Here is a 26190-nt window from a genome sequence, read left to right as displayed (position 1 = left end):
GGCAAGGCGGGCCAGCTTAGCATGCAGCGCGCGGCCCGCGCGCTGCCCTACCAGGTGTCCACGAACCGGTGCCCGGGCGGCGCCACCTGCGCCGATGCCAGGCCCCGTGCCAGCCATGCGCGCGTGTCGGCCGGGTCGATCACCGCGTCGATCTCCAGCGTGGTCGCCATGTGCAGCGCCTCGCCGTTGGCGTACGACCTGGCCAGCAGCTTGGCGAACAGCGCGTCGCGCTCGGCGCCCTCGGGCAAGGCCTCCAGCTCCTTGCGGAAGCCCAGGCGCACCGCGCCTTCGAGCCCCATGGCGCCGAACTCGCCCGTGGGCCAGGCCACGGTGAACACCGGCGCGTGAAAGCCCCCGGCCGTCATGCCCATGGCGCCCAGGCCGTAGCCCTTGCGCAGCACCACGCTGAAATACGGCACGCGCAGGCTGGCGGCGGTGACGAACAGGCGGCTCACGTGGCGCACCTGGGCCGTGGCCTCCACCTCGGGGCCGACCATGAAGCCGGGCGTGTCCACCAGGCTCACGATGGGCAGGCCGTGCGCGTTGCACAGCTGCATGAAGCGCGCGCCCTTGTCGGCCGCATCGGCGTCGATGGCGCCGCCCAGGTGCAGCGGGTTGTTGGCCAGGATGCCCACGGGGCGGCCCTCGATGCGCGCCAGCGCCGTGTGGATGCCCGCGCCGAAGCCGGTGCGCAGCGGCAGCAGGCTGCCGTCGTCCACCAGGCCGGCCATCGCCGCGCGGGTGTCGTACACGCGCAGCCGGTTCTCGGGCACCACGGAGCGCAGGGCCCGTGCGTCCGGCGCCGTCCAGGCACCGGTGCGCCCCTGGAAGAACGACAGGTAGTGCCGCGCGGCCGCCACGGCCCCGGCTTCGTCATCGACCAGCACGTCGATCACGCCGTTGGCATGCTGCACGCGGCTGGGGCCGATGTGCTCGGGCTTGAACACGCCCAGGCCGCCGCCCTCGATCATGGCCGGGCCGCCCATGCCGATGTTGCTGCCGCGCGTGGCGATGATCACGTCGCTGCAGCCCAGCAGGGCCGCGTTGCCCGCAAAGCAGCGCCCCGCCGCGATGCCGATCACCGGCACCTGGCCCGAGAGCGCGGCGTAGCTGGCGAAGGTGTGCACGTGCAGGCCGGCCACCACGGGCATGTCGGTGTCGCCCGGGCGGCCGCCGCCGCCTTCGGCGAACAGCACCACGGGCAGCTTCTGCGCCAGCGCCACGCCCAGCATGCGGTCGGTCTTGGCGTGGTTGCGCGCGCCCTGGGTGCCCGCGAGCACGGTCGCGTCGTAGGACATGACCACGGCGCGGGACTTCTCGGGCCCGAACAGCGCACCGTTGATGCCGCCGATGCCCGTGACCATGCCGTCGGCGGGCGTGTTGGCGATGAGGTCATCCAGGCTGCGGCGGCGCGTCTGCGCGGCGATGGCCAGCGTGCCGTATTCGATGAAGCTGTCCGCGTCGCACAGGTCGGCGATGTTCTCGCGCGCGGTGCGCCCGCCCTGGGCGTGGCGCCTGGCGATGGCCTCGGGCCGCGCGGCGTCGAGCGTGAAGGCGTGGCGGTCCCGCACGCGCTGCAGGTCGGGGCGAATGGCATCCAGGTCCTGTTGCGCGCCCTGTGCGTCCTGGGCGGCGTCCGCCCCCTCCACGGCATCGAGCACCAGCAGCGGCTGGCCCTGCACGAGGTAGCCGCCCGGCACCGCGAGCAGCGCGCGCACGCGGCCCGCATGCGGCGCCAGCAGCATGTGCTCCATCTTCATGGACTCGAGCACGGCCAGTTCGGCACCCGCGGCCACCACGTCGCCCTCGAACACGCTCAGTTGCACGAGGCGCGCGGGCATGGGAGCGAGCACGGCGCCTTCGGGTGCGGGCGCTGACGGATTTTGGTGGTTTTTAGCGCTAGCGCCCGAATCACATGCACCAGCAGCTATATTTTTGGTAGCAACCAGCAGTTCTGGCAGCACCGACTCCAGCCAGCGCGTATGCACCTGCTGGCTTTCCATTTCGGGCCGCGCGGCCAGGGCCTGCAGCAGCGCGAGGTTGGTGGCCACGCCACCGATGCGGCACTCGTCCAGCGCGCGCCGCGAGCGGCGCAGCGCATCGGCAAAGCGCGGGCCGCCCGTGTGCACGATGAGCTTGGCCAGCAGCGTGTCGTAGTGCGGCGAGGGCGTCGCGCCCGCTGCGCCGTGCGTGTCCACGCGCACGCCGGGGCCGGTGGGAAGGTCGAAGCGGGTGAGCGTGCCGCTGCCGGGGGTGGCACCGCCCTGCGCGTCCAGCGTCTCGGCGTTGATGCGCCACTGCACCGCAAAGCCGCGCACGGCGGGCGGCGCGACGGGGTCGAGCCCGATGTCTTGCAGCCTGCGGCCGGCCGCCAGCGCGATCTGCGCCTGTACCAGGTCCACGCCGGTCACCTCTTCGGTGATGGTGTGCTCCACCTGCAGGCGCGGGTTGCATTCGATGAACACGAAGGGCACGTCGCTGGAGGCCAGGTCCACCAGGAACTCGAAGGTGCCCAGGCCCTCGTAGGCTACCGCGCGCGCCATGGCCAGCGCGGCGGCGATGATGCGTTCACGCAGCGGCGCGGGCAGCGAAGGGCTGGGCGCGATCTCCACCACCTTCTGAAAGCGCCGCTGCAGCGTGCACTCGCGCTCGCCCAGCGCGACCACGTCCTGGCCGTCGCCCAGCACCTGCACCTCGATGTGGCGCGCGTTGGACATAAGCCGCTCCACATACACGCCGTCCACGCCAAACGCGGCCTGCGCCTCGCTGCGGCAGCGCGCGTAGGCGGCGGGCAGGTCGTCCTGCGCCTGCACGGCGCGCATGCCGCGCCCGCCGCCGCCGCCAATCGCCTTGATCACGATGCCGGCGCCGCCCTGCTGCGCGAAGAAGGCCTGGGCCTCCTCCAGCGACACCGCCGCCTGGGTGCCCGGCATGAGCGGCACGCCCTGCTGCAGCGCCAGCGCGCGGGCCTGCGCCTTGTCGCCGAACAGCGCGAGCTGCGCGGGCGTGGGGCCGATGAAACGCAGGCCGGCCCCGGCGCAGGCGCGCGCGAAGTCGGCGCGTTCGCTCAGGAAGCCGTAGCCGGGGTGCACGGCGTCGCAGCCCTGCGCCTGCGCGATGGCGATGATGCGCGCGCCGTCCAGGTACGCGGCGGGCCCGGTGGCGCCCAGGGCGACGGCGCTGCCCGCGGCCTGCACGTGCGGGCTGGCCGCATCGTCATCGGCAAACACGGCCACGCTGGCGATGCCCAGGTCATGAAGGCCGCGCACGGTGCGCAGCGCAATCTCCCCCCGGTTGGCGACAAGAACTTTGGTGAACAGAGCGGGCGATGGCATGGGGTGTTGCTATGGTTGGTGGAGCTGCCAGCGCAGGATGGGCAAGCGCTGGAATCGTTTCTGGTTCAAAGGTCGCGCAGCAGGCGGCGCAGCACCTTGCCGGCGCCCGTGGCCGGCAGCGCGTCGATGAAGCGCACCTCGCGCGGGGCCTTGTAGGGCGCCATGTTCTCGCGGCACCAGGCCACCAGGGCAGCGGCGTCCACGTCCTGGCCGGGTTTCTTCACGATGAAGGCACGCACCACCTCGCCCTTTTCCGCGTCGGGCACGCCGATGACGGCGGCCTGGGCCACGGCGGGATGCTTGATGAGCAGGGTCTCCACCTCTTCCGGGAACACGCTGTAGCCGGAGACCTTGATCATCTCCTTGAAGCGGCCGATGAAGGTGACGTAGCCGTCGGCATCGATCTTGCCCATGTCGCCGGTGTAGACCCAGCCGTCCCGCAGGGTCTTGGCCGTGGCCTCGGGCTTGTTCCAGTAGCCCTTGAAGTTGCCGGGGCCGTGGATGGTGATCTCGCCCACCTCGCCCGTGGCCAGCGGGGTGCCGGTGTCGGGGTCGACGATGCGCAAGGTGTTGCCCGGCACGGGCTTGCCCTGGGTGCCCCAGCGGATCGCGTCCACGGGCATGGCGGTATCCACCGTGTGGGTTTCGCTCAAGCCGTAGGCGGCCTCGTGCGCGATGCAATGGGGCGCGAACTGCCGCCACTGCTGGGCGAGCGCCTCGGTGAAGGTGATGCCAAAGCTCGTGACCGGGTTGCGGCGCAGCGCGCTCCAGTCCATGGCGCGCGCGCCCGGCACCTGCATGAGCGCGCCGTTCATGGGCGCGATGCTGTACCACCAGGTGATGCGGTGGCGCTCCAGCGCCTGGGCCACGCCCAGCGGATCGAAGCGGTACAGCAGCACGGCCGTGGCGCCGGTGTAGACGGGCAGGTTCACGCCCATCACCATGCCGGCGATGTGGTACAGCGGCGCCACCGCGAGCAGCGTCTCCTGCCGCGTCATGCCGTTGCAGTCGGCCGACGCGGCGGTCTTGAAGGTGGCGTTGCCGTAGCTCAGCATCGCGCCCTTGGGCAACCCCGTGGTGCCCGAGGTGTAGGTCATGAGCGAGACATCGTCCATGGACAGCGCCACGGGCGCGGGCCGCTGCCCGGTGCGCGTGGCGGCCAGGAAGTCCTCGCAACCCGCCGGGGCTGGCGCCATGGCGGCACGCATGGCCAGCAGCTCGGCGGGCGCGTCGATGCTGAGCGCGCCGTCGGGCAGCAGCTCGGCATAGCGCACCACGAACACGTGCCGCAGCGCCGTGCTGGCGCGCACCTTGTCCACCACGGGCAGCAGTACGTCGGCCGCGACGATCACGCGCGCCTGCAGGTCGGTGAGCTGGTATTCCAGCTCGTGCTCCTTGTTCAGCGGCCCGCAGGGGCAGACGATGGCGCCGATCTTCTGGATGCCGTAGTGCGCCATCACGTACTGCGGGCAGTTGTTCATGAACAGCGCCACGGGCTCGCCCTTGCCCACGCCCAGCGCCTGCAGGCGCGCGGCGAAGGCGTCGCTGGCCGCGTCGAGCTCTGCCCAGGTGACGGGCTGGCCGTACCAGAGGTACGCGGTGCGGTCGGGCGTTTCGCGCGCGTGGCGGCGCAGGTGTTCGTGCAGCGGCAGCTGCGGTGCGGTCTGTGGCATGGCGTTGTCTCCGAGGTGTCTGGAATCGCTGGTTCTAAGGGCTTGCTAAGGGTTTGCGATAGGCACCCCTGCCCGCCAGCGTCTTGCCAATATATACCGACTGGTAGAACAATGCTACCCATGGGTATAAATCAACCGTCACACAAAGGACAGCCTGCCATGGGCCAGCAGCTCCCCATGCAGGCCAGCGGCCGGCAGAAAGCCGCCACGGCCGGGTCGGACGAGAAGCGCGAGCGCATCCTGCGCGCAGCAGAGGCGCTGTTCGATGCGCAGGGCTACGCCAACACCACCATCGAGCAGATCGTGCAGAAGCTGGGGGTGACCAAGCCCTTCGTCTACTACTACTTCCGCAACAAGCAGGAGATCTTCGAGACCCTGTCGTGGGCACCCGCCGTGGCGTGCTTCACGGCCATGGACTTCGCCGAGGACGACCCGCGCCCCGCGCACGTGAAGGTGGCCGAGGGCATCGACCGCCTGATCCGCGCCACGCTCGCGCACCACCCGTCGGCGTTCTTTCCGTACCGCGAACCCCAGGTGTACCGCCCCGAATACCTGGTCACCCAGAAGCAGCTGGCCAACCATTTCTACGACAAGCTCTGCGCCCTGCTCGAGGAAGGCCGCGAGGACGGCATGTTCGAGTTCCACGACACCAAGATCACCGCCCTGGCGGCCTGCAGCCTGCCGGGCTTTCTCTACAACTGGTACCGGCCGGACGGCCGCCTGTCGGCCGACGAAGTGGCGCAGGAGCTGTCCACGCTGGCCTACCGGGTGCTGGGCCTGCGCGCCCGGCGCCGGCCCGCGCGCTGAGCGCGGCGAGAGTCTTTAGCCCCCACACACCCCTCAAGGAAACCTAGCCACCATGCTGCTGTCACGACGATCCACACTGGCGCTGCTCGGCGCCACATCGCTCGGCCTGAGCCGCGCGCTGCACGCCTCCGCCCCGTTCCCGGCCAAGCCGCTGCGCTGGATCGTGCCCTACCCCGCGGGCGGCGGCTCCGATTTCATGGCGCGCACGGTGGGCCAGCCCATGTCGGCCGCCGTGGGCCAGAGCGTGGTGGTGGACAACAAGCCCGGCGGCAATGGCGCCATCGCCGTGGCCGATGTGCTGCGCGGCCCGGCCGACGGGCACACGCTCATCAACGTGGACAACGGCACGCTGGTCTTCAACCCGGTGCTGTACCGCAAGCTCGGCTACGCGCCCGACAAGGACCTCAAGCTCGTGACGCTGCTGGCGCGCGCCCCGATGATCCTGGTCGTGGGCCCCGCCTGCGACGCCAAGGACGCGAAGGAGTTCATCGAGCAGGCGCGGCGCCAGCCCGGCACGCTCAACTTTGGCTCGGCGGGCGCGGGCACGCCGCAGCACATGGCGATGGAGATGCTCATGCACCACGCCCGACTGAAGATGACGCACATCCCCTACAAGGGATCGTCGCCCGCGCTCGCCGACCTGGCGGGCGGGCAGATCCCGGCGGTGATGAGCGACTACGCGGCCGCGGGCGGCTTCCTGCAGGCGGGCAAGCTGCGCGCGCTGGCGGTGGCCGACAGCCGGCGCCACCCGCGCCTGCCCGATGTCCCCACGTTCGAGGAACTGGGACTCAAGGGCGTGGAGGCCACGGCGCTGGTGGGCGTGGCGGTGCATGCGTCCACGCCGGATGCCACCGTGCAGGCGCTGCAGAAAGCCATCGCCCAGGCCCTGCTGTCGCCGCAGACCAGCGCCCGGTACCGCGAGGTGGGGATCGAGCCCGTGGGCAACACGCCGCAGGAGTTCACGCAGATGATCACGGCCGAGGTGTCGCGCTGGCACCCGCTGATACGCAGCCTGGGCATCGCGCTCGACTGACGGGCCCAGCCTTCTCCCTCCCGCCGGGGTGGCAAGCCCGCCCCGGTCTCACCACGACAAGAAAGCGAGACAAGCACCATGCTGCGCCACCCCCTGACGCGTTCCCTCACGCCCCTGGCCGCCTGTGCGGCCCTGCTGTGCACCGCCGCCGCCTCCACGGCCTGGTCGCAGGAGACCTTCAAGGTCGCCTACATCGACCCGCTCTCGGGCCCCTTCGCCAACGTGGGCGAGCTCATGCTCACGCACACGCAGTACGCCATCGAGGACATCAACGCCAAGGGCGGCGTGCTCAAGGGCACGAAGCTGCAATTGCTGCAGTTCGACAGCAAGCTCTCGGCCCAGGAGAGCCAGAGCGCGCTGCAGGCGGCCATCGACCAGGGGGCCAAGGCCATCGTGACCGGCGGCTCGGGCTCGTCGGTGGTCACCGCGCTGGTGCAGGCCGCAGCGCGCCACAACCAGCGCAACCCGGGCAAGGAGATCCTGGTGCTGAACCACTCCTCCATCGACCCCGAGCTCACCGGCAAGACCTGCAACTTCTGGCACTTCCAGTTCGAGGCCAACACGGCCATGAAGATGAAGGCCATCGCCAACTACATCAAGAAGCAGCCGGACATCAAGAAGGTGTACCTGCTCAACCAGGACTACGCGCATGGCAAGCAGTGGGCGCACTACGGCCGCGAGATGGTGGGCCTGGCGCGCCCCGACATCCAGTTCGTGGGCGAGGCGCTGCACCCCATCGGCCGCGTGAAGGACTTCGCGCCCTATCTCGCCAAGGTCAAGAGCACCGAGGCCGACTCGGTCATCACCGGCAACTGGGGGCAGGACATGACACTGCTGCTCAAGGCGGCGGGTGACGCGGGCTACAACCTGCGCTACTTCAACCACAGCGCGGGTTCCATTCCCGGCACGGTACTGGCGGTGTCGCAGGCCAAGCAGGGCCAGCTGACCTGGGTGGCCGAATGGCACCCGGGCCAGGCCGACACCCCCAAGGTGGACGCGCTCGCCAAGGCTTACCAGGCCAAGACGGGCAAGGACTTCCTCGCGCCGCGCATCGAGATGACGCCGCGCTTTCTGGCCGCGGCCATCAACAAGGCACAGTCCACCGACCCGGTGAAGGTGGCCCGCGCGCTGGAAGACCTGACCATCGACTCGGTGGTGGGCCCCGTGCGCATGCGCGGCGAGGACCACCAGCTGCTGCTGCCGCAGGTGGTCAACACCATCGCGCCGGTGGACGGCAAGACCGTGAAGGTGGGCTGGGAAGGCACGAACTATGGCTTCCGCACCGATGCCGCCTACACTGGCAATGAGCTGGCACAAGGCACGGACTGCAAGATGACCAGACCGTAGCCCCCCTGAGTCGCCTTCGGCGCCTTCCTCCAGGGGGACGACGCCCTCGCTGCGGGGAGGCCCTGGCTCGGCGTCCCTGGCCTCGGCAGCGCCCATGTCGCCGGCCGAGCGCCTTGCGGCCGCAGGGGAGGCCAACGCGACTAACATGGCCGGTCTTTGCATTCATTGACCCGACCCACGAGGACCGCGCCCATGCCCGACTTTCGCAGCGACACCGTCACCCAGCCCACGCCCGCCATGCGCGAGGCCATGTTCAAGGCCCCGCTGGGCGACGATGTGTTTGCCGACGACCCTTCCGTGAACGCACTGCAGGAGCATGCGGCGCAGTTGCTGGGCTTCGAGGCCGCGCTGTTCGCACCCTCGGGCACGCAGACCAACCTGATCGCGTTGTGGGGCCACTGCCAGCGCGGCGACGAGGCCATCGTGGGCCAGAGCTGGCACACCTACCGCTGGGAGGCCGGTGGCATGGCGGTGCTGGGCTCCATCCAGCCGCAGCCGGTGGAGACGCAGCCCGACGGCACCTTGCGCATTGCCGACATCACCGCCGCCATCAAGCCCGACGACCCGCACTTCGCGCGCACCCGCCTGGTGGTGCTGGAGAACACGACCGGCGGCCAGGTGCTGCCGCCCGCCTACATCGCCGAGGTGGCCCATCTGGCGCGCAGCCGGGGGCTGGCGATGCACCTGGACGGCGCGCGCCTGTTCAACGCCGCCACGGCCAACGCGGCGCGCCACGGCACCGATGTGTACGACGAGGCGCGTTCGCTGTGCAGCCATTTCGATTCGGTGTCGCTGTGCCTGAGCAAGGGCCTGGGCGCCCCCGTGGGCTCGCTGGTGCTGGGCTCGCGCGACTTCATCCGCCAGGCGCGCCGCACCCGCAAGATCCTGGGCGGCGGCATGCGCCAGGCCGGCGTGCTGGCCGCAGCAGGCCACCATGCGCTGGAGCACCACGTGCGCCGACTGGCCGACGACCATGCGAACCTGGCACGGCTGGCCCAGGGGCTGAGCGATATCAACCAGCGCCATCCGGTGCTGCAGGGCAAGATCACGGTCCACCCCTGGCAGACCAACATCCTGTTCACCGACCTTCATGCGGATGTGGCCCCCGCCTTCACCGCCTGGCTGGCAGAGCATGGCGTGCGGGTGACGAGCAGCCTGTACGGCGTCGCCACGCGCCTGCGCTGGGTGGCGCATCTGGACGTGAGCGAGGCCGATGTGACAGCGGCGCTGGACTGCGTGGGGCGGTTCCAGCTGCCGGGCTGATCGACCGGCTCATGCTTCAGGCGGGGTAAGTCCGACCTCCAAAAATGCCGGTGCCCACGCGCACCATCGTGCTGCCGGCGTGGATGGCGGCCTCCAGGTCGGCCGTCATGCCCAGCGAGAGCGTGTCAAAACGAGCCAAGCCTGGCTCGTTCAGGGCGCACATCTCGTCAAAAAGCGCTCGGGCGCGGGTGTGGATGGCCAACTGTGCTTCGAATTCAGGAGCCTGGTCCGGGATGCTCATGATCCCGCGCACCACCAGCCGTGGCAGTTTCGCGACAGCGCGGACCAGTTCCAGCGCGTCGGCCGGCGCCACGCCCGACTTGGTGGCCCCGCCATCGATGTTGACCTGAACGCATATTTGTAACGGCGCCAGGTGCTCCGGCCGCTGGGCCGACAGGCGCTCGGCGATCTTCAGGCGGTCCACCGTGTGCACCCAGTCGAAGTGTTCGGCCACCAGGCGCGTCTTGTTGCTCTGGATGGGGCCGATGCAGTGCCACTGCAGCGCCACGCCGGGCGCGACAGCGCGCAGGGCGGCGATCTTGTCCACCCCTTCCTGGATGTAGTTCTCGCCGAAGTCGCGCTGCCCGGCGGCCAGGGCCTCGGCCACGGCGTCGGCGCCAAAGGTCTTGGAAACCGCCAGCAAGGACACGCTGGCCGGGTCGCGCGAGGCGGCTGTGCACGCCTGCGCCATCCTGCCCAGAACCTGTTGGAGGTTGTTAGCAATCGTGGTCATAATGTTTGACAGCGTATCAAACGATAGAGGGATTCCGTGGACATTACCCAACTGCTCGCTTTCAGCGTCAAGAACAAGGCCTCCGACCTGCACCTTTCAGCCGGTCTGCCGCCCATGATCCGGGTCCACGGGGATGTCCGCCGCATCAATGTCGATGCGCTCGACCACAAGACGGTGCATGCCATGGTGTACGACATCATGAGCGACTCGCAGCGCAAGACGTATGAAGAGTTCCTGGAGGTCGACTTCTCGTTCGAGATCGAAGGCCTGGCCCGCTTTCGCGTCAACGCCTTCAACCAGAACCGTGGCGCGGCCGCCGTGTTCCGGACCATTCCCTCCAAGATCCTCACGCTCGAGCAGCTCAACGCGCCCAAGATCTTCGGCGACCTGGCCCTGAAGCCGCGCGGACTGGTGCTGGTGACCGGCCCCACGGGCTCGGGCAAGTCCACCACGCTGGCCGCCATGGTCAACTACCTGAACGAAACCGAGTACGGCCACATCCTCACGGTGGAGGACCCGATCGAGTTCGTGCACGAATCCAAGAAGTGCCTGATCAACCAGCGTGAAGTCGGCCCGATGACGCTGTCGTTCGCCGCCGCGCTGAAGTCCGCGCTGCGCGAAGACCCGGACGCCATCCTGGTGGGCGAAATGCGCGACCTGGAAACCATCCGCCTGGCCATGACGGCGGCGGAAACGGGCCATTTGGTGTTCGGCACGCTGCACACCTCCAGCGCCGCCAAGACCATCGACCGGATCATCGACGTGTTCCCGGCCGAAGAAAAGGAAATGGTCCGCGCGATGTTGTCCGAATCGCTGCAGGCCGTGATCTCGCAGACGCTGTGCAAGACCAAGGACGGCTCGGGCCGCGTGGCGGCGCACGAGATCATGCTGGGCACCAGCGCCATCCGCAACCTGATCCGCGAGGCCAAGGTGGCGCAGATGTACTCCACCATCCAGACCAGCAACAGCGTGGGCATGCAGACGCTGGACCAGAATCTCACCGACCTCGTTCGCCGCAACATCATCAGCCCGGCCGAGGCGCGCGCCAAGGCCAAGATCCCCGAAAACTTCCCGGGCTGATCCGCGCGCGGCACCCATGTACCCTGCGGCCCGACGAGCTGCCGCACACCGGAGCACTGTATGAAAGGCATTCTGAGCCTTCTGAAAATGAAAACCCGCGGCGGCAAGCCCATGGAGGACAACACGGATTCGGTGCTGTTTTCCACGGCCTTCGCCGGCCAGGGCGTGGACGATTCGATGCTCGTGCCCTGGGAGGCGCGTGCGGTGGAAGTGGGCGCCAAGCGCCTGCCCACCAGCCGTGGCGGCAAGCTGCTGCAGGGCCTGTGGGCCAAGGACAAGTACATGGCGCACCTGGACAAGGACGCCGTGGAGCGCATGGAGCGTTTCTTCGAATTCGCGGCCATCCCGTCCAACCGCGACGTGATCCGCCAGGACGAATACGGCAACTTCATGGTGGTGCTGCTCACCGGCACCATCGCGGTGGACCGCGTGCAGCCCTGGGGCGAACAGCTGCGCCTGGCCGAGACCCGGCCCGGCGACATCCTGGGCGAGATGTCGCTGCTCGACAGCGGCATCCGCTTTTCGGCCTGCACCACGCTCACCGACTGCGAGATCGCCGTGCTGAGCGCCGAGGCCATGGACGACATGATGACCAAGGACCCGCAGCTCGCCGCCAGCCTGATCGCGCTGCTGGCCCGCAAGCTGTCGCTGCGCCTGCGCGTGGTGAGCGCCCGCCTGAGCGACAACCAGAAATGATGATGCGCGGATACCACCTGCACAACGACCACCCGACAGACGAACACCCCCGGGAGAAATTCTGATGGAACGCGATCAGGCCAGTAAATTCATCAATGACCTGCTCAAGTTGATGGTGAGCCGCAATGGCAGCGACTTGTTCATCACGGCGGAATTCCCCCCCGCGATCAAGGTCGATGGCAAGGTGACCAAGGTGTCGCCCCAGCCGCTCACGCCCAACCACACGCTCACGCTGGCGCGCGCCATCATGAGCGACAAGCAGGTGGCCGATTTCGAACGCACCAAGGAGTGCAACTTCGCGATCTCGCCCGCCGGCATCGGGCGGTTTCGCGTCAACGCGTTCATCCAGCAAGGCAAGGTCGGCATGGTGCTGCGCACGATTCCGCTCACGCTGCCCACCATCGACGGCCTGGGCGTGCCGCAGGTGCTGAAAGAAGTGACGATGACCAAGCGCGGCCTGTGCATCCTGGTGGGTGCCACGGGCTCGGGCAAATCGACCACGCTGGCCGCCATGGTGGACTGGCGCAACGAGAACTCGTTCGGCCACATCATCACGGTGGAAGACCCCATCGAATTCGTGCACCCGCACAAGAACTGCGTGGTGACGCAGCGCGAGGTGGGCCTGGACACCGACAGCTGGGAAGCGGCCCTGAAGAACACGCTGCGCCAGGCGCCCGACGTGATCCTGATGGGTGAAATCCGCGACCGCGAGACCATGGAGCATGCCGTGGCCTTTGCGGAAACCGGCCACCTGTGCCTGGCCACGCTGCACGCCAACAGCGCCAACCAGGCGCTGGACCGGATCATCAACTTCTTCCCCGAAGAGCGCCGCGCGCAGCTGCTGATGGACCTGTCGCTCAACCTGCGCGGCATGGTGTCCCAGCGCCTGATCCCCAAGCAGGACGGCAAGGGCCGTGCTGCGGCCGTGGAAATCATGCTGAACACCCCGCTGATCTCCGACCTGATCTTCAAGGGCGATGTCTCCGAGATCAAGGAGATCATGAAGAAGAGCCGCAACCTGGGCATGCAGACCTTCGACCAGGCACTGTTCGACCTGTACGAGGCCAACGTGATCAGCTATGAAGACGCGCTGCGCAACGCCGATTCGCTCAACGACCTGCGCCTGCAGATCAAGCTCAACAGCCAGCGCGCCAAATCGCCGGACCTTGCCTCGGGCACCGAGCACTTCGCGATTGTGTGACAACCCCCTGAGCGGCTGCGCCGCTTCCCCCTTCTCTCGCGCTGCGCGCGGGAAGGGGGACGACGCTGGTGGCCTGGCAAAGCCAGTTCCACGGCGTCCGCTGGCCTGGGCCGCGCCAGTTTCAAACGCTGCCCCCGTGGCGGCCTTTTTTTGCAAGAACCACTCCCATGCCAAGCACCAATCCCCGCAACTACGACGCAACCCCATCCCGCAAGGTCGCCTTCCTGGGCCTGGGCGTGATGGGCTATCCGATGGCCGGCCACCTCGCGCTGGCCGGGCATGAGGTCACGGTCTACAACCGAACCGCTACAAAATCCATAGCTTGGTGCGCGGAGTACGCCAGCGCCAAGGCGCCAAGGCATGCCGCAACGCCGCGCGAGGCCGCGGCTGGTGCCGACATCGTGTTCTGCTGCGTGGGCAACGACGATGACCTGCGCTCCGTCACCCTGGGGGCCGACGGCGCCTTTGCCGGGATGAAGCCGGGCGCGATCTTCGTGGACCACACCACCGCGTCGGCCGAGGTGGCGCGCGAGCTGTACGCAGCCGCCCATGCCCTGGGCCTGCACTTCGTGGATGCCCCCGTCTCCGGCGGCCAGGCCGGCGCGCAGAACGGCCTGCTCACCGTGATGTGCGGCGGCGACGCGGCGGCCTTCGAGGCGGCCCAGCCCGTGGCCATGGCGTTCTCGCGCGCCTTCACGCTGCTGGGTGAAAGCGGCGCGGGCCAGCTGGCCAAGATGGTCAACCAGATCTGCATCGCCGGGCTGGTGCAGGGGCTGTCCGAGGCGGTGGCGTTTGGCCAGAACGCGGGCCTGGACATGAAACAGGTGCTGGAGGTGATCGGCAAGGGCGCGGCCCAGAGCTGGCAGATGGACAACCGCGGCAAGACCATGGTGGACGGCAAGTTCGACTTCGGCTTTGCGGTGGACTGGATGCGCAAGGACCTGGGCCTGGTGCTCGACGAAGCCAAGCGCAATGGCTCGCGCGTGCCCGTGACGGCGCTGGTGGACCAGTTCTACGCCGATGTGCAGAAGATGGGCGGCAACCGCTGGGACACGTCGAGCCTGATCAAAAGGCTGACGTAGCCCCCTGGGTCGCCTGCGGCGCCCCGGTGGCACGCGCCAGAAGCGCGCGCGGCCTCTTCGGCCTGGCGAAGCCGGCTCTGCGGGTGCACTCGCTTGTGCCGTGCCAGCTTCATGCCGCAACGCGCGATGCAGGGTCTTCAAGAAAAAATCCCGGTCCGCGTCATGCGAACCGGGATGTTTCGACCCAGGGGCTGTGCAGGCTATCGAGCCTGACCGCCCGCTTTCAACCGCCGGGCGATGCGCTGTTGTCGGTGGTCACTGGCGCGGGCTGCGGCGCGATGCGGCGCAGCTCTTCTTCCGAGACGATCTCGAACACGCGCACGACCTTGCTCACGCCGCTCACGCCCCGGGCGATCTCGGTGGCGCGGTTGGCCTCGCGCTGCGACACGCGGCCCATCAGGTAGACGATGTTGCGCTCGGTCACCACCTTGAAGGAATTCGCCGAGATGTCCTGGGCGTCCACCAGGCTGGCGCGCACCTTGCCGGTGATGAAGGTGTCGTTGGAGCGCTGGCTCAGGCTGCTGGCGGGCATCACGGCCAGGTCATTGACGACCGAGCGCGTGTTCTCCACCTGCGACACGATCTGCTCGACGGTCTGGCGGTCCTGGGCGCTCGGTACCTCGCCGGTCAGCAGGGCCTGGCGGTTGTAGCTGGTCACGTTGACATGGGCGCGGTCGCCCAGGGTTTCGCGGATGCGGTTGGCGGCGCGCAGCTCGATGCCTTCGTCCTCGATCTGCGTGCCGGTCGTGCGGCGGTCCACGGCCATCACGCCGCCCACGACGGCGCCGCCCACGATCAACGGCGCGCAGGCCGACAGGCCCGCGGCCAGCGCGGCGGCGGCCAGCACCGTGCACACGGTGCGCCGGGTACGTTTCAGGGTGGTTTGCTTCATAGGGGAATCTCCTGTTCGCCAAGTAACTGGGCGTCCACGCCATCGCTCAGGCAATGCAGCACCAGGGCATGGACTTCGCGCACGCGCGCGGCGCGGTCGTGCGGAACGCTGATCAACACATCGGTCTCGCGCAGCAGGGCGGCCAGCTTGCCGCCCGTGCGGCCGGTCAGCACCACCACGGTCATGTCACGCTCGTGGGCGGCCTCGGCGGCGGCCAGCAGGTTGGCGTCATTGCCGGTGACCGACAGCGCCAGCAGCACGTCGCCCGCCTGGCCCAGCGCACGCACCTGGCGCGCAAACTGCTGCGCCGCATCGTGGCTGCCACCCGTGGCGGCCGTGAGCAGCGTGCTGTCGGAGGTGAGGGCCAGCGCGGCCAGCTCGGGCCGGTCGCGCTCGAAACCGGCCACGCAGAACGCGGCGAACTGCTGCGCCTCGGCGGCCGAGGGGCCGTTGCCGCAGGCCAGCACCTTGCCGCCGCTGGTCACGCAGGCCAGCACGGCCTGCACGGCGGCGGCGATGGGGTGGCTCAGAACCTGCGCGGCCTGGTACTTCAGGTCGGCGCTGTCGATGAAATGCTGTTGGATGCGTTGCTCAAGCATGAGGGCCCGATGATACCCGCCGCGTGTTACAGCTTTTGTAGCAAACCGTAGTTCCCTGCATGGCGCCGGCGCCAGGGATGGCGGCCACCGGGCGCGCGCCTACTGCGCATCGAAGGCGGCCTGCAGCCACTGCACGGACTCCTCGACCAGCACCACATCGAAGCGGCACGGCGGCGGGGAAGGCAGGCGCAGCAGGTAGTGCCGGGCCGCGAAAATGATGCGCCGCTGCTTGGTGGCGCCAATGCTGGCCCCTGCGCCGCCAAACGCGCGGCCCGCGCGGCTGCGCACCTCGACGAACACGAGCGTGCCGTCCCGTGCACGCATCACCAGGTCGATCTCGCCGCCGCCGCGCCCGGGCGTCCGATAATTGCGCTGCACCAGTTGCAGGCCCGCCGCCTGCAGGTGGGCCAGGGCCTGGTCTTCCGCCGCATTGCCGCGCTCGCGCGTGGTGGCGGGTTTGGCGGCCGGGCCAGGGGCTTCCGCCGGTTTTCTCTTTCCAAGGAATTTCATTGAGCGCATCTTTCGCTTCAGCCCAGGGCGCCGCGCGTGAAGCGGCGGCTGCGCAGCATTATCCCGAGGGCGCCCTGTACGTGGTGGCCACGCCCATCGGCAACCTGGCCGATATCACCCTGCGCGCGCTGCATGTGCTGCAGATGGCCGACACCGTGGCCTGCGAGGACACGCGCCATACGCAATCCCTGCTGCGCGCCTATGGCATCGACAAGGGGGCCTCGCAGCTGCTGGCCGTGCACCAGCACAACGAGGCCGAAGCCGCGCAGAACGTGGTGCAGCGGCTGCAGCAGGGCCAGCGCGTGGCGTACGTGAGCGACGCGGGCACGCCCGGCGTGAGCGACCCCGGCGCCCGGCTGGTGGCCGCCGTGCAGGCGGCCGGCCTGCGCGCCGTGCCCCTGCCCGGCGCCAGCAGCATCACCACCGCGCTGAGCGTGGCTGGCGCCGTGGCCCACAGCACCGAACACGGCGGCTTCGTGTTTGCGGGCTTCCTGCCCGTCAAGAACGCTGAACGCGCCACGGTGATTGCGCAGCAGCTGGCCCATGAGCCCCGCTGCGTGGTGCTGCTCGAAGCCCCGCACCGCATCGGCGAACTGGCCCAGGCCCTGGCGGTGCTGGGCGATCGCCCGGTGACGCTGGCGCGGGAATTGACCAAGCAGTTCGAGGAAGTGACCACGCGGCCCGCCCATGAGCTGGCGGCGTGGCTGGACGGCGCCCCCCAGCGTTCGCGCGGCGAGTTCGTGGTGCTGCTGCACCCGGTGGCGGTGGCCAGCGACGATGGCTCCAGCCTGCGGGTGCTGCGCCTGCTGGTGCAGGAGCTGCCGCTGAAAACCGCCGTGCGCCTGGCCGCCGAGATCACCGGCGCATCGCGCAATGTGCTGTACGACACGGCCCTGGCATGGAAGCGCAGCGGTGCGGACGACGGTGGCGCAGACAGCGGCACCGCGGACTGATTCCGGCCCGGATTTCATGCTAATTGGCCGCAGGCCCTTGGCAGGAAAGCGCCAACAGCTACATTTTCAATAGCAAACCGACCCGCCACAGCGAGTACCGGCACCGGCCAGGGTGCGCGGCACCTCCCGCCGGACTCTCACCCCGACACCGCCAGCCCGGCCGCCACGCCGCCGAACAGGTCGCCTTCCACCTGGGGGGTGCCGGGAAATGCCGTCTTGAGGGCCTGGCGCAGCGGCCGCAGGGCCGACGAGCCGCCCGTGAGATAGATCGCATCGACCCCCTGCTGCCCCAGGCCCGCCAGCTGCACACATTCCTGCGCGCAGGCCACCACCTGTTCGAGGGGCTGCGACAGGAACCGCGCCAGCCCCTCGGGGGTGACGGATTCAGCCAGCCCGGCCTCGATCCAGTCCAGCGGCATGGGCGCGTCGGCATCGCCCAGGGACGCGGCGATCTTGGCCTGCTCCACGGTGTTGGCCATGCGGTGCCCCAGGCGCTCGTGCAGCACCCGCATGAGCCGCGCGTGCAGCCGGGCATCTGAATAGTCGGTGCGCAGGTTCTGCGCGTCGCGCAGCGCGCGCGGCGAGTACAGCCACTGGATCAGGTGCCAGGTGGACAGGTCGAAGAACACCCGGCTGGGCACCTCGCGCCCCGCGGGGCCGGTGTGCCGAAATCCGAGCAGGGGCATCAGCAGGTCCAGGCTCAGCCGCCGGTCGAAGTCGGTGCCGCCCACGTGTACGCCGGTGGTGGCCAGCACATCGCTGCCGCGCTCGGCGCGCGCCATGCGCTGCGGCCCCAGCCGTACCACCGTGAAGTCCGACGTGCCCCCGCCGATGTCCACCACCAGCACCAGCGACTCGTGCGTGATGCGCTGCTCGTGGTCCAGCGCGGCGGCGATGGGCTCCAGCTGGAACGACACCTCGGCGAACCCCGCGTCCACCGCGGCCTGGCGCAGCGCATCTTCCGCCTGCTGGTCGCGGCCAGCGTCCCCGTCCACGAAATGCACCGGGCGCCCCATCACCACCCGGGCCGGCATGCCGCCCAGGTCATCGCGCGCCTTTTGCACCAGCATGCGCAAGAAGAGGCTGATGATGTCCTGGTAGCTCACCAGCTTGTTGTGCACCGCCGTCTTGTCCTGCAGCAGCGCGCTGCCCAGCAGGCTCTTGAGCGAGCGCATCAGGCGCCCCTCCGTGCCCGCCAGGTACTGCCCCACGGCATCCCGGCCAAAATGGGTGCGGTGGTCTTCCGCATTGAAGAACAGCGCGGTGGGCAGTGTGGGGGCGCCTCCTTCGAGCGCGATCATCCGCGCGGGCCCGGTGCCCTGGCGCACGGCCATCGCGGAGTTGGAAGTGCCAAAGTCGATGCCGAGGGTGGTGTCCTTCAGGAAGGGTGTCATGGGAGGTCAGAGAATCGGTGGCGAAGTCACTCTGCACGGCCGAACTGTCGTGCCCGGGCCGGCGAGTGGCGGCGGTGGCCGCGTGGAACAGGGTGAATGGCATGCCGCGAGGCATGCCGGGGGAAACCGTCCGGCGCCCAGGGCGCCCATTGAAAAGAAAAGGCCCTTGATTCCTTCATCAAATCAAGGGCCTTCGGCGGTGCAGGCGGGTACCGGCACATCGGCCGCGCATTCACACGCCGTTGCCTGGCGTTGCCGCCGGGCCTGGTGCCTGCCACGGCATGGCTGCCCTCGGATCGGCAGCGGCAGTGGGGCTCCCGTGGAGCCGCTGCGCAGGGCGGCATTGTCTCACGCTCCGCGCGCCCTTGGCCCGAAGCGGCATGCCGCCCCCGGCAGGTGCGCATGGAAACCGGCGACCGCCCGCCGCGGCCACCGGCGGGCACGGGAAAGGCAGGCCGTCAGCCCCGGGTGAGGCCCCGGCGCGCCGGGGCCGGCGCCTTCTTCGCCGGCGGCGGGGGCTGGCAATCGCTGCACTGGCCGTACAAGGTGATGTCGTGGCCGTCCACGGTGAAGCCCGGCGGGGCCAGGTGCGCGAAGCCGCCGGGGCATGCATGGATATCGAACACGCGGTGGCAGACCCGGCACAGGAAATGGTGATGGTGGTCCTGCCCCGCCATCTCGTAGCGGGCGCTGCTGCCGGGCAGGGTCACCGGCTCGATCGTGCCGTCCTCCATCAGCGCGCGAAGATTCCGGTAGACGGTTGCCACCCCCAGCGAGGGGATGTCGGCGCGTGCTGCCTCCAGGACCTCCTGCGGCGACAAGGGACGCCCTGCGGTGGCTATCGCGGCGTGGATTGCCGCACGCTGGCGGGTTGCTCGTTCCATGGTCGTGTTTCTTGGGGGGTCGGTGGGCTCCCGCGATTCTAGGGACTCGCCGTGCCCCACGGGACCGGCGGGCGGCGCGCCCTGAGGGGGCCCACAAAGCTCCACCATGCCATCTATTGGTTCCCCGCAAGGCCTCCAGTCGGTATATTCGACCTGGCCGATAGCAGCCAGCCAACGGATTCCTGATGTGCTGCACGATGCAGCAGGCATGGCGAACCCCGTCCTTCCGGTGCCGGCGTACTGTTCGATCCGGGTCCATCCGGCCGGGTCTCCTCACGGAAAGGTCAATACGGTGGCACGCTGGTCCAGTTTCGAAAGCAAGGTCGCCATTGCATTCGGCGCCGCCGTGCTGGTGGTGGCGGCGCTGGTGGCGGCCACCTGGCGGGTGGCGAACGATGCGTCCCAGACCGCGCTGATGCTCGCGCATACCCATGAGGTGCTCAACAACCTGGCCCGCACCCGTGGCTATACCCTGCAGATCGAGCTGGCCACGCAGAACTTCCGGCTCAGCGGAGACCCCGCCCACATCGCCGAACGCGACGACACCATCGCGCAGAGAGAGCGCACGCTGGAGAGGATCCAGTTGCTGACCGCCAGCAACCCCGACCAGCACCAGCGCTGGGGCCAGCTGCGGGAAATCGTGAACCAGCGGATGGTGATCTCCCGGCAGGTCGAGATGCTGCGCAAGACCCAGGGCCAGGAGGCCGCCAATGCCTTCGTGGCCACGGCGCCGCTGCGGGCCACGCGCGCACGCACCTACGAGCTGCTCGGCGACATGGACACGGCGGAGCGCCACCTGCTCACGCTGCGTGCCAACGCGCATGCCCAGGCACGGCAGAAACTGGTGGTGGCGGGCTCCATCGCCGCCGCGATGCTGGTGGCCCTGCTGGGCGCGACCTACCTGCTGATCCGCCGGCAGCTGCGCGAAACCGAAACCAGCCAGCGCGCGCTGGCGGACAGCGAAGAGAGCCTGTCGACCACGCTGCACTCCATCGGAGATGCCGTGCTGGCCACCGACACCGAGGGCCGCATCCTGCGCATGAACCCCGTGGCCGAGCAGTTGACGGGCTGGCCCATCGCGCTGGCCCGGGGGCTGCCGGTGGAAGCGGTGTTTCGCATCGTCAACGAACAGACCCGCGAGCCCGCCCTGGTGCCCGTGGCCGCCGCGCTTGCCACCGGCGAGATTCAAGCCCTCGCCAACCACACGTCGCTGCTCGCGCGCGACGGCACGGAATGCCCCATCGCGGACAGCGCGGCCCCCATCCGGGATGCCAACGGCCAGCTGCATGGCGTGGTCCTCGTCTTCCGTGACGTCACGGCGGAGCGCCAGGCCGAGCAGACCATTCGCGCGCAGAACATCCTGCTGGAGTCGCACGTCCGGGAGCGGACGACGCAGCTCAAAGAAAGCGAAGACCACCTGCGCAGCGTCATTGGCGCGGTTCCCGCGCTGATCGCGTTCGTGAGCGCCGAGCGGCGCTATGTGTACGTGAACGACCAGTACCGCCAGAGCTTCGCCCCGGAACGCGCGGACATCACGGGGTGCACGGTGCAGGAAATACTCGGCGACGAACGCTACGGCCAGGCCGCCCCGATGATCGACGGCGTGCTGGCGGGCACTCCGCAGGCCTATGACTGGCAGCCCTTCCCCGGGGTCTGGCAGGCCATCCGCTACCTGCCCAGGTTCGAGGCGCACGACAAGGTGGGCGGCTACTACGTGCTGGGCACCGACATCACGGACCGCAAGCACTTCGAGAACCGCATACAGACGCTCAACACCGAACTGGAGCAGCGCATACGGCAGCTGGAGCACGCGACCCGCGCCCTGCGCACCCTGAGCGCCGGCAACCGCACCATGCTGCGGGCCAGCGAGGAACAGGATCTGCTGGACAGCATGTGCCAGGCCATTGTCACGGCCGGCGGCTATGGCATGGCCGTGGTCTGGTACTGCGGCAGCCGCCCGGAGCTGCCCCTTGAACCCATGGCCGAATGCGGCTACCCCGGCGGCATGGACGCGCTGCGGCAGCTGGGGCTGGACCTGAGCGGCACGGCCCTGGGCCAGGGGGTCACCTCCAGCGCCATCCGGACCGAGGAGGTCTGCCTGGTGCGCAACATGAACACCGACCCCGGCCATGCGCCCTGGCACGGCAGGCCCCACGGGCCGAGATCCGGCATCTCGTGCCCGCTGCGAGTGGCAGGCCGGGTCATTGGCGCCTTGTCCATCTACGACCCGGAACCCGACACCTTTGGCGAGGACGAAATCGCGCTGCTCACGGAGTCCAGCGATGACCTTGCCTATGGCATCGCGACCTTGCGCTCGCGCGTCGAACAGGAGCGCGTGCAGGCCGCCATGCACCACTTCACCCGGCATGACCCGTTGACGGGCCTGCCCAATGCCCTCCAGTTCGAAGAGGCGCTGGCCGCAGCCATCCACGAAGGCGGTGAACAGCCGCGCTCGCTGGCGGTGCTGCAATTCAATATCGAGCGCCTGAGCGAAATCAACGAAGCGCTGGGCTTTGCGCACGGCGACGACATCCTGCGCGAGTTCGCACGGCGGCTGCAGCGCAGCGCCCCGCCATCGGCCCTGGTGGCCCGCCTGCGCGGCGATGAGTTCGCGGCCCTCTTGCCGGACAGCGATCTGCACGCCGCCCGCCACACGGTGAACATGCTGGAGCAGAACTTGTCACAGCCGATTTCGGTGGCCGGCATCGCGCTGGATGTGGTGGCCAAGGCCGGCATCGCGCTGTTCCCGGAGCACGGGCGAACCGTGCACGACCTGCTGCGCCGCATGGACAAGGCGGTTCACCAGGCCAAGAGAATGGGCGTGGACCACGTCGTTTTCATTCCTCAGCAGGAACAGGACCAGGCCGAGCGCCTGAACATGGCGGGCGAGCTGCGCCACGCGATCGACGCCGGCCAGCTGCGGGTCTACCTGCAGCCCAAGGTCGATTTCGCCAGCGGCCGCGTCTGCGGCGCCGAGGCACTGGTGCGCTGGCTCCACCCCCAGCGCGGCCTGCTGGCGCCCGGGGTCTTCATCGAACTGGCGGAGCACACGGGGCTCATCAAGCCGCTGACGGAATGGATGCTGGTGTCCGTGCTCGACATACTCCAGGCCTGGCAGCGCCAGGACTGCGCCCTGCCCATCGCCGTCAACCTCTCGGCGCGCAACCTGCGCGATGAGCAGCTGTTCGCCAAGTTCCGCCACTGGCAGCGCGAGCGCGGCGTGGCACGCGGGCTGCTGGAGGTGGAGATCACCGAGAGCACCGTCATGGAGGATGCGCAATACGCCATGGGCGTGCTCCACGCCCTGCGGGAGGAAGGCATTCCGCTGTACATCGACGACTTTGGCACCGGCTACTCGTCCCTGGCATACCTGCAGAAGCTCCCCGTGGACTGCATCAAGATCGACCAGTCTTTCGTCGCCGCCATGACACACGACAAGAGCTCCGCCAAGATCGTGCGCTCCACCATCGACCTGGTCCATGACCTGGACCGCAAGACAGTGGCCGAGGGCATAGAGACCCGCGAGCACTGGGAGCAGCTCTTGCATCTGGGGTGCGACATAGCGCAGGGCTACTTCATTGCCAGGCCCATGCCGGCGGACGAGTTCCCGGCGTGGGCCGCCAGCTTCAGGGCACCGGCTCCCCCGCCCGGGGGATGACCGCGTTCACGCGCCGGGCAGAGGCCGTGCGCCGTGAGGGCCCCTGCACGCCCATCAGCCCCGGCGGCGGCGCAACCCCAGCAAGGCCATGGCGGCCAGCGTGGCCCCCGTCAGCACGACGCCCCATTCGCTCAGCGTGGGAATGGCGGTGGCCAGGCCCGCGGCGGCCAGTGGCATCACCGGGTCCACGATCACGCCGTTCTGGGCCCAATCGTCGTCTCCCAGCTGGCCGTCGGTCAGGTCGAAACTCACGGCGTTGCCGTCGATGGTGAGATTCGTCGGCGCAAAGAAGCTGGCGCTGGCGGCGCCGCTGCTGGCCCTGCCGTACTTGGTGAAGCCGGCGACCGGCTGCGGCCACAGGGTGGTCACGCGCACCGTGGCGCCCGGGGTGCAGTCCACCAGCCGGACGCGGAACGCGCCCTGCGGCGCGCTCTGCCCCGGCGGGGCGGCGCTGGCGGCCATGAAGCCGGTGGCGGCGGGGTCGAACCGGCAGCCGGCGCCTCCACCCGTGAAGCTGGCGCTGGCCGGGCCGCCCGCACCCGTGGTGGGCACGGTGGTGCCGCTGTAGGTGACAGGGATGGCGATGGTCTGCTGCACCTGGGCGGCAGCGGCGTAGTTCGCGTCGCCTGCCTGGTTGGCATTGACGGTGCAGGTGCCCGCGCCGGCAAATGTCACCACGCTGCCCGCGACCGAGCAGGCCCCGGCCGTCGAGGCGGCATCGATGGTGAACACGACCGGGTTGCCCGAGCCGCCGCCGAGGGCTGACACCGCATAGGCCCCGCCCACGACGGGGTACGCAGGTGGCGTGGAGGTGAACGTGATCGCCTGGCCGGGCAAGACCACCTGGTTGACGAGGACGTTCATCGTCGTCTTGATCGTGCCGTCGCCCTTGCTCGTCGCCGTGAGCGTGCGCGAGCCGGGCCCGGCAAACGTCGCCGCGAACGCCGCGCTGCCTTCGCTTTGCTGGATCTCGCCCGGCATCGTGTCGCCCGGGTTGCTGCTCGTGATCGCCCAGCGTGTCGTATCGTCGATGTTCGCATTGACCGGGTCGGCCACGGTCAGCCGGAACGGGATCGGCGCATTGGCCGCGACCGTCACCGACGCGGCGCCGGGCACCATGTCGATGGTGCCCGGGCCACCGAGCGACGGCGCGGGCAGCGGCAGGTTCTCGAAGTGGATGACGGCGCGCAGGTTGTGCCCCGGCATGCTGATGATTCCCTGGTACTGGCCCGCGACGCGGTTGGCCCGGGCGTCGTAGATGTAGTAGCCCGTGCCGCCATCGCCCATGAAGCCCTGCTCCGCCGGATCGGGATCACTCTGAATGATCGCGCTGGCGCCGCTGGACGGCACCGCGACGTTGATCGGGGTCGCATAGGGCAGGTAGGAACCTTCGGGGGTCGATGCCCTTGGGTCGATGACGATGGGGTTTCTCGTGAAGAGCTGCCCCAGGCGCGCGCGCAGCGACAGCGACGGGTTGCACATCCCATCGCCCAGCGCAAGGCAGTAGTTGCGCGTGTGTTCGCTGTCGTCCCTGTCGAACTTCATGAAATTGCGCATCCTGTCCGACACGGGCGTGATCGCGGCGACGAAACGCGGCATGTGCCCGGTCCGGGTGTTGTTGTCGCTGTCCAGCGTCAGCGGAGCCTGCAGGTTCGTCGAGCCGGCGATGGCGAAGTTCTCGCGGCGATCCGCGTTGTAGGCACCCGCGAGCGCGGAGACATAGCCCTCGCTGGCATCGACGAACAGGGACTGGTTCTGCGCATCCCGGTCGAGCGGTGCGGTGGCGAACAAGGCTGCTGCGGATGGTTCGGTCCAGCCCCCGTTCCAGGAGGTGACCTGCTGGTTCTGCGAGGTGAATCCCGGCCTGGTGTAGAAATTCGCCTGCGGCTGTGCCGTGGCCTGTTCCGGCACCGGCGCATTCACGAACGCCACCATGGTTTGCTTGACCCCCACGGAACCCATCTCGTTCAGGGCAGTGCGCAAGGTGAAGGCGCCCGTGGGCAATGATTGCGGCTGTATCAGCGCATATGCCCGGTTGCCCGGGACGCCGCTCAGCCACAGATTTTCGTCCTGGGCAAAATTCCGTGAAGCCACGGAGGGGTCGATGGACGACTGGCGCACGCTGGTCGCGGCATAGGCGTTCCTGGTGGCGCCCACCGCATCGCTGAGCGTGATCAGCAGCTGGGGCTGGTGCAGTACATGGGCCTGCCCCGCTGGCAGCTCCTTGCTCGCGAACTCGAAACTGCCAAAGGTGTTGTCGTTGGGATCGGGGGCCGCGCCCACACGCATCATCGACTCGACGTTGTTGGCCAACCGGTATTTGACCAGCTTGGTGACATCGAAGCTGTAGAAACCCGGCGTGGTGATGCGCAGGGGCTGCGCGGGACTGTCCGCATCGGTGGCGGCCGCATCGGCGCTGGCCACGGACTGGCCGCAGTGGGGTGCCGTGTCCTCGCGCTCGAAGCAATCGGCACCGTCCTGATGGGCGCTGAATATCGCGATGTAGCCAGGCGCGGCCACTTTCTCCACATAGAGCACCAGGCGCGCGCGCGCGACCTTGTCGGCATTCAGCGTGTAGGCTTCCTGCCCCACGGAGGCCGTCGTGCTCGCCTTGTCCACGACCAGCTTGGTCAACGTTCCGCTCGGCAACGTGGCGTACGAGAACTTCAGCTGCGCATTCGCGTCGGGGTTCACGAGCAGCGTGGGCTCGAAGGGGAAATAGTCCGCGTTGCGGGTGTAGCCGTCGGCGACAAGCGGCGCCTCGATCCACGACGACAAGGTCGCTCCGCCGCAGGCCTGCAGCAAGACCACCGCCGCCGCAAGCGCGAGCCCCCGGATCGCCCGGGACCTTTCCAGGGATGCGCCCGCGCTGCGCCCTGGCCGGGAGCTGTGGCGCGCCGTTGCGCCCGGCCGCATCACGGCCTCTACCATCCGAATCATGTATTCCTCACTCCGTGGTGCGTTCGAGAAAAGCCGCTCGGGCTTGCCCTGAATGGAACGGTGTCGGCCACCGTGTTCTTGTGGATTCAGGTGCAGGCCCCTGCTTGCGG

19 protein-coding genes are annotated in these 26190 nt (G+C 69.0%); 10 read left to right on the top strand and 9 right to left on the bottom strand.

Annotated features, from left to right (window positions below):
• Positions 1–47 precede the first annotated feature (47 nt).
• Both AC1RCS_RS02005 and AC1RCS_RS02000 read right to left on the bottom strand, forming a co-directional pair.
• Complete coding sequence (locus tag AC1RCS_RS02005) at positions 48–3320, bottom strand: acetyl-CoA carboxylase family protein (RefSeq protein WP_492245751.1); 3273 nt, start codon at positions 3318–3320, stop codon at positions 48–50.
• An 80-nt stretch (positions 3321–3400) separates the two neighbouring features.
• Positions 3401–5008: an AMP-binding protein gene (locus AC1RCS_RS02000; protein WP_492245710.1), complete on the bottom strand. Its 1608-nt coding sequence runs from the start codon at positions 5006–5008 to the stop codon at positions 3401–3403.
• Positions 5009–5167: 159 nt separating this feature from the next.
• Between AC1RCS_RS02000 and AC1RCS_RS01995 the strand changes: the two genes are divergently transcribed.
• The 4 genes from AC1RCS_RS01995 to ltaE all read left to right on the top strand — a co-directional run bounded on the left by AC1RCS_RS01995 (position 5168) and on the right by ltaE (position 9458).
• Entirely contained in the window at positions 5168–5815 is a 648-nt protein-coding gene (locus tag AC1RCS_RS01995; protein ID WP_492245711.1) for a TetR/AcrR family transcriptional regulator, read from the top strand.
• Positions 5816–5867: 52 nt separating this feature from the next.
• Positions 5868–6848, top strand: coding sequence for a Bug family tripartite tricarboxylate transporter substrate binding protein (locus AC1RCS_RS01990; RefSeq protein ID WP_218297327.1), 981 nt, complete (start codon positions 5868–5870; stop codon positions 6846–6848).
• 78 nt (positions 6849–6926) lie between these two features.
• Positions 6927–8195: a branched-chain amino acid ABC transporter substrate-binding protein gene (locus AC1RCS_RS01985; protein WP_492245712.1), complete on the top strand. Its 1269-nt coding sequence runs from the start codon at positions 6927–6929 to the stop codon at positions 8193–8195.
• Positions 8196–8387: 192 nt separating this feature from the next.
• The gene (ltaE, locus tag AC1RCS_RS01980; protein ID WP_218341362.1) at positions 8388–9458 is read left to right on the top strand and encodes a low-specificity L-threonine aldolase; all 1071 of its coding nucleotides are present in this window, start codon (positions 8388–8390) and stop codon (positions 9456–9458) included.
• Between the two features lie 16 nt (positions 9459–9474).
• On the opposite strand, the gene AC1RCS_RS01975 is transcribed toward ltaE, so the two are convergent.
• Complete coding sequence (locus tag AC1RCS_RS01975; protein WP_492245713.1) at positions 9475–10191, bottom strand: YggS family pyridoxal phosphate-dependent enzyme; 717 nt, start codon at positions 10189–10191, stop codon at positions 9475–9477.
• A 36-nt stretch (positions 10192–10227) separates the two neighbouring features.
• Between AC1RCS_RS01975 and AC1RCS_RS01970 the strand changes: the two genes are divergently transcribed.
• The 4 genes from AC1RCS_RS01970 (at position 10228) to AC1RCS_RS01955 (ending at position 14250) form a co-directional block, all read left to right on the top strand.
• Entirely contained in the window at positions 10228–11271 is a 1044-nt protein-coding gene (locus AC1RCS_RS01970; RefSeq protein ID WP_010463046.1) for a type IV pilus twitching motility protein PilT, read from the top strand.
• Positions 11272–11331: 60 nt separating this feature from the next.
• The gene (locus AC1RCS_RS01965) at positions 11332–11967 is read left to right on the top strand and encodes a Crp/Fnr family transcriptional regulator (RefSeq protein ID WP_218297331.1); all 636 of its coding nucleotides are present in this window, start codon (positions 11332–11334) and stop codon (positions 11965–11967) included.
• Positions 11968–12031: 64 nt separating this feature from the next.
• On the top strand, positions 12032–13168 hold the full coding sequence (locus AC1RCS_RS01960; RefSeq protein WP_218297332.1) for a PilT/PilU family type 4a pilus ATPase: 1137 nt from the start codon (positions 12032–12034) through the stop codon (positions 13166–13168).
• A 167-nt stretch (positions 13169–13335) separates the two neighbouring features.
• Complete coding sequence (locus AC1RCS_RS01955) at positions 13336–14250, top strand: NAD(P)-dependent oxidoreductase (RefSeq protein ID WP_492245714.1); 915 nt, start codon at positions 13336–13338, stop codon at positions 14248–14250.
• Positions 14251–14473: 223 nt separating this feature from the next.
• Here AC1RCS_RS01955 and AC1RCS_RS01950 read toward each other — a convergent pair whose 3' ends face one another.
• The 3 genes from AC1RCS_RS01950 to AC1RCS_RS01940 form a co-directional block, all read right to left on the bottom strand.
• Entirely contained in the window at positions 14474–15142 is a 669-nt protein-coding gene (locus tag AC1RCS_RS01950; RefSeq protein ID WP_218341359.1) for a BON domain-containing protein, read from the bottom strand.
• The gene (locus AC1RCS_RS01945; protein ID WP_218297335.1) at positions 15139–15741 is read right to left on the bottom strand and encodes an SIS domain-containing protein; all 603 of its coding nucleotides are present in this window, start codon (positions 15739–15741) and stop codon (positions 15139–15141) included. The genes AC1RCS_RS01950 and AC1RCS_RS01945 overlap by 4 nt, the downstream gene beginning before the upstream one ends.
• A gap of 99 nt (positions 15742–15840) precedes the next feature.
• A complete protein-coding gene (locus tag AC1RCS_RS01940) occupies positions 15841–16251 on the bottom strand; it encodes a YraN family protein (RefSeq protein WP_369641205.1) in 411 nt (136 codons plus the stop codon).
• Here AC1RCS_RS01940 and rsmI point away from each other — a divergent pair.
• Complete coding sequence (rsmI, locus tag AC1RCS_RS01935; protein WP_218297337.1) at positions 16251–17204, top strand: 16S rRNA (cytidine(1402)-2'-O)-methyltransferase; 954 nt, start codon at positions 16251–16253, stop codon at positions 17202–17204. The genes AC1RCS_RS01940 and rsmI overlap by 1 nt on opposite strands.
• A gap of 137 nt (positions 17205–17341) precedes the next feature.
• On the opposite strand, the gene AC1RCS_RS01930 is transcribed toward rsmI, so the two are convergent.
• Entirely contained in the window at positions 17342–18598 is a 1257-nt protein-coding gene (locus tag AC1RCS_RS01930; protein ID WP_492245715.1) for an Hsp70 family protein, read from the bottom strand.
• Between the two features lie 458 nt (positions 18599–19056).
• Positions 19057–19482, bottom strand: a complete 426-nt coding sequence (locus tag AC1RCS_RS01925) for a Fur family transcriptional regulator (protein WP_218297339.1) — start codon at positions 19480–19482, stop codon at positions 19057–19059.
• Positions 19483–19774: 292 nt separating this feature from the next.
• Here AC1RCS_RS01925 and AC1RCS_RS01920 point away from each other — a divergent pair, with 292 nt between their 5' ends.
• Positions 19775–23140 carry an EAL domain-containing protein gene (locus AC1RCS_RS01920; protein ID WP_492245716.1) on the top strand — a complete coding sequence of 1122 codons (3366 nt, stop codon included), beginning with the start codon at positions 19775–19777 and terminating at the stop codon, positions 23138–23140.
• Between the two features lie 54 nt (positions 23141–23194).
• Here the strand turns inward: AC1RCS_RS01920 and AC1RCS_RS01915 are convergent, their stop codons facing one another.
• Positions 23195–26080: an IPTL-CTERM sorting domain-containing protein gene (locus AC1RCS_RS01915; RefSeq protein ID WP_492245717.1), complete on the bottom strand. Its 2886-nt coding sequence runs from the start codon at positions 26078–26080 to the stop codon at positions 23195–23197.
• Positions 26081–26190: the final 110 nt, after the last annotated feature.

This window comes from Acidovorax sp. GW823-FHT01C06 (genome assembly GCF_058798375.1).
Note: the sequence above shows the minus strand (reverse complement) of the source record. Positions and strands in the feature narration are given on the sequence as shown.